Source organism: Streptomyces sp. SID11385, from assembly GCF_010548245.1.
GTDB lineage: Bacteria > Actinomycetota > Actinomycetes > Streptomycetales > Streptomycetaceae > Streptomyces.
Genome location: NZ_JAAGLR010000219.1, coordinates 1 through 6160, shown reverse-complemented (window position 1 = coordinate 6160; position 6160 = coordinate 1). Strand labels below are relative to the sequence as shown.

The window sequence follows — 6160 nt, the reverse complement described above, 5'->3', positions numbered from 1 at the left end:
GGCGCGGCAGGCTCCGGCGCCGTCTTCGCCCGCGGCGACGGCCGCGGTGCCCGCGCGGGCGCCCTCGTCGGCCGCGTTGGCGGCGAGGCTGAAGGTGTACCCGTACAGCGCGCACTGCCACATGAGGCCGATGACGACGAGGACGAGGGGGAAGATCCCGGCGAATTCGAGGGTGACGGCGCCGCGGTCGCCCCGGCGCGCGAGCGCGCTGGACGCCCCGGTGTGGGCGCCCTTCTTGCGGCGCCGGCCGCCGGTGGGCTGCTCGGGCACTTGTACGAGGCCGAGTTCGCCCGCGAGGGTCCACAGGCCCTGCCGGACGGTGCCGCGCGCGTCGAGTTCGTGGACGCGGCCCGAGTCGATGGCTCCGGCAAGTTCCTTGTAGGCGGCGGGAATCGTGGTGCGGGCGGTGGTGGTGCCGGTGATGCGCGAGACCAGGGCCGTCTGGATCTCGCCGGAGCGGGTGTGGCGGTTGAGGACGGTGAGGGTTTCCTCCGCCTTGCGGATCTGGAGGCGTTCCCACAGCCGTACGGTGCGTTTGGCGGCCCGTACCGCCATGACGTCCGGGGTGACCAACAGCAGTGCCTGATCGGCGAGTTCCACGGCCGCCGCGCTCGCGGCCGTCAGCTGGGAGCCGCAGTCGACGACGACGAGGTCGTGGCGGGAGCGCAGCGCGCCGAGGATCTGCCGGGCCGCGCGCTCGGTGACTTCCTCGCCGCGCTCGCCGTCCGCGGGGGCGAGGAGGAGGCCGAGGCCGCTGGGGTGCGGGAACATCGCGTCCTGGAGGACGCGCGGGGTGAGGTCGGCGATGCCGGCGAGGTCGACGCTGGAGCGGCGGAACTGGACGTCGAGGAAGGCGGCGACGTCGCCGCACTGGAGGTCGAGATCGACGAGGGCGACGGTGCTCCCCGACGCCTTTGCGGCGAGGGCGAGTTGGACGGCGGCGAGAGTCGTGCCGACGCCGCCCTTGGCGCCGCTGACGGTGAGGACGCGCCCGCCTCCGGAACCACCGCCGCCCTCCGGGCTGTTGCCGAGGTGGCGGCGCATTCCGGCGGACCACTCGGCGGCGGCGCGGACGCGTTCGGCGAGGGCGTCGTAGGCAAGCGGGAGCGGGAGGATGCCGCGCGCGCCCGCGTCCATGGCGGCGGTGAGGACGGTCGTCCCCGTGTCGGCGGTGACGAGGACGACGCCGACCTGCGGGAAGCGCCGTACGACCTCGTGGACGAGGTCCAGCGCGGGGACGGGGCCGACGCGTTCGTGGACGAGGACGACTTCGGGGAGTTCGTCGAGCGATTCCGCGGCGAGCCGGTCGAGGGCGTCGAGAAGAGCGGTCGAGTCCGGTACGGGCAGGGCGGGTTCGGCCTCGGGGAGCTGGCTGAGGAGGGAGACGAGGGAACGGGCGAGGTCGGGATCGCCCGCCACCGGGAGGATGCGCGTGCTCATGGCCGCCGCCTCACTTGTCCTTGTCCAGGGTGTACGTGCGGTCGGGCCCCGCGGCGGCGGGCGGCTGCTCGCCGGCGCCGACGAGCGCGAGCCGGACGTGGGTCGCGAACGACTCGGCATAGGCCACGCGTTGGGCGTCCGCGGTGCCGAGCCCGAAGGTGATGGGGACGGCTTCGGTGGTGCGGTCGCGGTTGTCGTCGTTGTTCTGGTCGAAGGGGGTGAGCTTGCCGACGTCGAGGACCTGGGCGCGCTCGACGATGAGCCGTGACTCGTCCTTCTGGTTCTCGTTCCGGCCCTTGAATGTCGCGTAGATGTTGACCGACGAGCCGGGTGTGATCTTCCCCGCGACCCCGGTCGCCGCGTCTATCATGATCGCGATCTCCTGCTCCCCCGCCGCGAGCGTGGGGCGGTTCACGATCATGTCGTCCTGGAGCAGCGAGCCCTTGTGGAGCGTGGTGACGGCGATCTTGCCGCGCAGGGCGCCGAGTTGGGTGATGGCGGTGTCGGGCAGCCAGCGCTTCGGGATGGACACCTTCTCGAACTGCGAGGCGTCGAGGCTCTTGTACGGGGCGATGTCGTTCTTGAGCCGGTAGGCGGTCGTCTCGTCGCCCACCTTGGAGTTGACGTTCCTGACGACCCCGAGCACCCCGACGAGCGCGATGAGGGCGCACACGGCGGAGAGCACCATCAGGACGACGCCTCGGCGCTGGCGTGAGTTCATGGCCGGAGTACCTCGATCGGGACGGGGTGGTGGTCGTGAGGGGGCGGTCGGGCGGCGTGGCGGGCGGGCGGGGCTGGGTGTACGGGCGCTGCTCGTACGGGACTTGGGACGGACGGTCGCGCGGGACGGGCCTCGTCTGCGAGGGCGCGCCGCGCGGGTCCCGGGGCCCTCCGGGTCAGCGGTACGGGGGGTGCGGCGAGCCGGGATGGTCGGGCGGGGCCGGGCGGTCGCGGGGGTCCGGACGGTCCGGCGGGGGCGTGCCCGAGGGAGCGGTGGGCTGCGGCTTCGTACCCGAGGAAGCGGTGGGCTGCGGTCTCGTACCCGAGGGGGCCACGGGACCCAACTCGCCGGGCGGGCCGGGGAGTCCGGGGTCGGGGCGGGCGCCCGCGTGCGGGAGGGCGGCTGCCGCCCGGCGGGCGGCGGGGAGGTCGCGCGACGGAGCACGCGGTGTCTCGCGACCGGGTTCGCGGCCCGACTCGCGGCCGAGTGCGCGGCGGGGCTCGCGGGTGGCGGCCGGGGCACGGAGGGCAGGTGGAGCGAGGGGGGCGCCGCAGAATCCGCAGCGGTCGCCGAGGAATTCGAGCCCGCACCAGCGGCAGCGTTCCCGGCGCACGGAGGAGACGAGCTGATAGAGGACGGAGATGTCAGGTATACCCGCGGCGAACTCCGTGAGTTTACCCGTGCCCCACCAGGCCACGGAGTCCTTCGGCAGGGGCACTTCGGTGACGGACTGGACCTGCCAGGTACGGGCCAGGGTCTCGCCGAGCCACGTCGAGGGGCGGTCGCCGTGGGCGAGGTAGAGGCGGGTCGCGAAGTCGGGGCCGGGGAGTTCGGCGCCGGGGACGGCCTTGACGAGGCGGGGTTCGGGGTGCGCCTGGACCGCGTACTGCGTGCCGGGGAGGCGGGAGCGGGCGTGCGAGCCGAGCGGGACAGGCACGCGGTCGAGCCGGGCGAGCGAGCCGAGTACGGCGCCCGCGTGCACGTAGTGGGCGAGGAGGCGGGCGGCCGAGGCGAGGACGCCGGGGGTGAAGTCGCAGACCGAGAGCTGCCGCAACTGGAGTGCCACGAGGGCGAGTCCGAGCGGGGGCAGGTCGAGCCCGACGAGGGTGACGCGGTCCGCTTCGAGGGCCGCGCGGGCAGTGCGTACCCGGCGGATCGCCTCCGGGTCCGTGGCGGTGGAGTGCAGCACGATGAGCCAGCCGTGCTGCTCCAGTAAGGCGTGGAGTTCGGCGAGTGATTCGGCGAGCGGGGCGCCCGTAGCGGCTCCGAGCGGGACGGCGCCGGGCGTGTGGCGGTCCGGCGAGGGAAGCACGAGGTCGCTCCCGGTCACGGCAACAGCGGTCGGCACGGCCCCACCCCCTCCCTCTCGCCCGAGCGCGTACGCGCGGGCGCGCGAAGCCCGGTCGAGCGGCACGCCACCGCTCGCTCCTGCACCATATCCAGCCGCAGCACCCTCAACACCCCACTTCGCAGGGTTCGTAGGGCCTTACGACGGCGCGGGCTTTCCACGGCTGAAATCCGGATCTTGGCCGGAAAGTGCGGTTACGTGGCAGGAGTTGGGCCCATTGTGTCGGCTTGCCCACCCCTGTCGACCGGTTCCCTGACCGGATACACCGCACGGAAGGGGGCCTTCGGGCCCTTGCCGAAACATCTGTCCACACGCGTCGGGGAGTTGTACGGGGTCGACGGCGAGGTCAAGACGGGGCGGCGCCACAGGGCGGGCGACCGAAGCGACGGCCTGAGCGGGTGGCCGGTGGCGGGCCGCGTTCCGCACCGGCGGCGACAAGTCCCGTACCGCCTCTTGACAGCTCATATTGGTCTGGACCAGTTTGGAGGGCGATGGCGCCCCACCGCCGTCGACTCCCCCCACAGGAGGCACTTCCATGCTGCATTTCCCCCAGCACCGTTCTGCCCGCGCGAGCCACGGGCGGGGCGGAGCGCTCGGTACGGCGCTCGCCGCCGTCGCGGCGCTCGCGCTCGGCGCCACGGCACTCACGGCCGGTATCGCTCCCGCGAGCGCGGCGGAGCCGGAGGCGGCCGTACCGGCGCACGCGCTCACCGGCTACTGGCAGAACTTCGACAACGGCGCGACGGTCCAGACGCTCGCGGACGTGCAGGACCAGTACGACATCATCGCCGTCGCCTTCGCGGACGCGACCGCGACACCGGGCGCGGTCGACTTCACGCTCGACTCGGCGGGTCTCGGAGGCTACACCGAGGACCAGTTCAAGGCGGACGTGAAGGGGAAGCAGGCCGAGGGGAAGAGCGTCGTGCTCTCGGTGGGCGGCGAGAAGGGCACGGTGAGCGTCAACGACGCCGCCTCGGCAGGGGCGTTCGCCGACTCGCTCTACGCTCAGATGCAGGAGTACGGCTTCGACGGGGTCGACATCGACCTGGAGAACGGCCTCAACTCGACCTACATGTCACAGGCGTTGCACGACCTGGCCGCGAAGGCGGGACCGGGCTTCGTCCTGACGATGGCGCCGCAGACGATCGACATGCAGTCGACGTCGAACGAGTACTTCAAGACGGCGCTGGACGTGAAGGACATCCTGACCGTCGTCAACATGCAGTACTACAACAGCGGTTCGATGCTGGGCTGCGACGGACAGGTGTACGCGCAGGGGACCGTCGACTTCCTCACCGGGCTCGCGTGCATCCAGCTCGAAGGCGGGCTCGACCCCGCGCAGGTCGGCCTCGGCGTCCCGGCGTCGGCGAGCGCGGCGGGCGGCGGTTACGTCGCCCCGAGCGTGGTGAACGCGGCCCTCGACTGCCTGGCGAAGGGCACGAGTTGCGGCAGCTTCAAGCCGGACAAGACGTACCCGGGCATCCGGGGCGCGATGGCGTGGTCCACCAACTGGGACGCGGCGGCGGGAAATTCCTGGTCGGACGCGGTGGGGACGCACGTGCACGGGCTGTAGGCGGAGCCGTACGGAGGTACGAGGGCGGCGCGGACCCGGACCGGGCAGGACCGGGGTGCGGGGCGGGGCGGCGGACGGTGCGGCCGGCCCGCCCCGGCGTCACTCCTCGAAGTGCGCGTCGAGCGCGGCGTCCAGCTCCTCGGTCCAGCGGCTCAGGGTCGCCTTGTCCGGGGCCTGGACGTCGTGCGGGTACCAGCGCTCGTCGGGGGTGTGCACCGTGACGGTGAGGCGGCGGCCGATGCGGCTGGTGCCGTACTCGACGGCGGCCACCTCGCTCCAGGTCCACTCGCACGCCTGGTCGTCGAGCGCGTAGCGGACGCCGTCGCGGTCGAGGGTCACGGAGCCGCGCCGGTCGGCGGCGGTGAAGACGGCCTCGGCGCGGAAGTCCTCGTCCTCTTCGCCGGAGGTGTCCTCGGCGGCGGGGCCGTCGGCGGTGGCGGGGGCCGGATCGTCCGCGGAGGCGGGGGCCGGGGCCTCGTCGTCGGTCGCGGCTTCGGCGGGGGTGGCGCCCCCCGGCTCGGCCTCGGCGTCAGCCTCCGTACCCGTTTCGGCTTCGGCCTCGGCCTTGCCGGGTTCGGGTTCCGCGTCGGAGGCGGGGGCGGCGTCGGCGGGCTCGGCCGCGGGCGCGTCGGCGTCCGCGTCGGGGCCCGTCCCGGCGGCCGCTTCCGGCTCCGTACCGGGCGCGTCCGTCCCCGTACGAGGACTCGGCACCGTGAGGCCGGGGATCAACGCCGGATCGGCGGCGGCGCCGATGGGCGGAAGGTTCGCTTCACTCTGCTTCTGCTCCACGGGGCGCAGTATGACGGACGCGCCTGTGGAACGCAGGTTCGGGTGCGCGGGACACACAGATCCCACCACGCACGGGCACCGCGAAGGCCCCACCTGTGGACAACTCGGCTGCTCCTGAGAATCCGCTCACTCGATGGGGTGAGGGGATGTGCGGGATCGCTGAGGTTGTCCACAGATTGGGGCGGGTGGGGCCGGGAGGGGGTTCGCGGCTGGAAGACTTGAACGCGTGGAGGTGGCCCCCCCTTGGGAGGGCGGGTCATGCCCCGGGGACGGGTGCGGGGGGCGGGTG

General features: G+C 73.2%; 5 protein-coding genes. 1 reads left to right on the top strand and 4 read right to left on the bottom strand.

The features are described from left to right. From G3I42_RS06745 to G3I42_RS06735, 3 genes are all read right to left on the bottom strand, one after another. A partial coding sequence (locus G3I42_RS06745) for an AAA family ATPase (protein WP_164283311.1) occupies positions 1-1440 on the bottom strand: 1440 nt, incomplete at its 3' end. A gap of 10 nt (positions 1441-1450) precedes the next feature. Continuing rightward, positions 1451-2161 (bottom strand): Flp pilus assembly protein CpaB, encoded by a 711-nt coding sequence (cpaB, locus tag G3I42_RS06740; protein ID WP_203606456.1) that lies wholly within the window; start codon positions 2159-2161, stop codon positions 1451-1453. Between the two features lie 175 nt (positions 2162-2336). Then, on the bottom strand, positions 2337-3509 hold the full coding sequence (locus tag G3I42_RS06735) for a hypothetical protein (RefSeq protein ID WP_239096302.1): 1173 nt from the start codon (positions 3507-3509) through the stop codon (positions 2337-2339). Positions 3510-4044: 535 nt separating this feature from the next. On the opposite strand from G3I42_RS06735, the gene G3I42_RS06730 reads away from it, so the two are divergent. Then, positions 4045-5082, top strand: a complete 1038-nt coding sequence (locus tag G3I42_RS06730; protein ID WP_164283309.1) for a chitinase — start codon at positions 4045-4047, stop codon at positions 5080-5082. Between the two features lie 99 nt (positions 5083-5181). Here the strand turns inward: G3I42_RS06730 and G3I42_RS06725 are convergent, their stop codons facing one another. Beyond that, positions 5182-5871 (bottom strand): hypothetical protein, encoded by a 690-nt coding sequence (locus G3I42_RS06725; RefSeq protein WP_164283308.1) that lies wholly within the window; start codon positions 5869-5871, stop codon positions 5182-5184. Positions 5872-6160 lie beyond the last annotated feature (289 nt).